2 protein-coding genes and 1 pseudogene are annotated in these 1,383 nt (G+C 31.0%); 1 reads left to right on the top strand and 2 read right to left on the bottom strand.

Going from position 1 to position 1,383, the window contains the following annotated elements:
* The coding region (locus BG20_RS08225) for a hypothetical protein (protein ID WP_010193563.1) at positions 1–571 on the bottom strand (571 nt) is incomplete at its 3' end.
* A gap of 89 nt (positions 572–660) precedes the next feature.
* Between BG20_RS08225 and BG20_RS08220 the strand changes: the two genes are divergently transcribed.
* On the top strand, positions 661–1,161 hold the full coding sequence (locus BG20_RS08220) for a HEAT repeat domain-containing protein (protein WP_238527570.1): 501 nt from the start codon (positions 661–663) through the stop codon (positions 1,159–1,161).
* On the opposite strand, the pseudogene BG20_RS12440 reads toward BG20_RS08220, so the two are convergent.
* Positions 1,158–1,383: pseudogene (locus BG20_RS12440) on the bottom strand (histidine kinase); the annotation flags it as partial. The gene BG20_RS08220 and the pseudogene BG20_RS12440 sit on opposite strands and share 4 nt — an antisense overlap.

The raw sequence follows: 1,383 nt of genomic DNA, 5'->3' as shown, positions 1-1,383 counted from the left end.
CCTTTTTAATTTTAACAGATACCAAAACTTTATTTTTTTCAATATCTATTTTGATATTTTCAAAAACAGATGTATATTTAGGAATTTTTTTACCATCAGATGAAGTTCCATGACCTTGAATTGTTAAAAAATTATTTTCAATTAATTGTTTTATTTTTCTATACCCCGAAGTCTGCGGAATGTCGCATTTTCGTAGTATTTCATATATAGTCATGGACTTGTCAGTAACACAGTTTATCATATTCTTTTTCATTTCATCACCAAATGTTTCAAGAAATAGCATTGACAAGTCGTTATCTTTAATTGTAATATACATGTCATTGTTTTTCATAGATTTAGAGTCTAACAATAATATAGATTCAAAACATTTTCGTTCGATTGAATCTGCACCTTTTCCAAAAAATTCTCTTAAAACAATATCAAATTTACTAAATTGCGAGAGGGATTCATAGATACCAATTCCAAATTTTTCAGATAGACGTGATTTAATTTTTGAAAGAGCTGAATGACCTAGATTTTCAACTATAATGGATTCTACAGAATTTGCAAAAAACCTATCAATCTCATTCATTATGTATCATTTTAAGTACTTAATAATAAATGATTTTCGTTATGGAAATCAAATAAAAAGTTATTAATGATAAATTCCCATTAATGGGAATGAGCGCAACAGTGATTGATGAGGATCGAGTTCGTGAGATGCCATTACAAAAAAGATTAGAGTTCTGCGAACCAATAATAAAAAATGAGCGAGATGAATCTAGACGTTGGGATGCCGTATGGTTAGCAGGAGAGATTGCAGAGATTGCAGGTCCTAAAGAGCCAATTTTTGACAAAGTTGCAGACCTAATGGTATGGATTTTAGAAAATGATGATAATGGAGTGGTAAAACATGAAGCCTGCTTTCAAATTGCTGCAAGAAACATGAGAAAAAAGATACCAAATTTGGTAAATTCTGCATTTTACGATAAAAGTGCATTAGTCAAACATGAAGCCATAGAATCACTAGGATTGATGCGAGCATTTGAGGTAGAAAATGAGATTAAAAAAACATTAAACGATCCAAATCCAGATGTCAGTGAAACTGCAAGATTTGTTCTCAAAAGATTAGAGAGGACTAGAAACATTACAAAAGAATACGTACCTTCTCAAATTCTCTAAATTGCTTTTTTATGTTTGTAAAGTCCATAAGTAATAACCCAATAACTAGAATACCACAATAATTCAACAGGATGTCCTTCAACATATGCATCAAATGTTTGTAGATAAAAATACCAAACATCTCCAATCGTAGTTAACAGTATACCAAACATTAGCAATGACCAAGCAATACTCAGAGTGCCTCCTCTAAATGCGAGAGCACCAAGCAAAGATAAAGATAGC

It is taken from the genome of Candidatus Nitrosarchaeum limnium BG20, assembly GCF_000241145.1.
Classification (GTDB): Archaea; Thermoproteota; Nitrososphaeria; order Nitrososphaerales; family Nitrosopumilaceae; genus Nitrosarchaeum; species Nitrosarchaeum limnae.
Note: the sequence above shows the minus strand (reverse complement) of the source record. Positions and strands in the feature narration are given on the sequence as shown.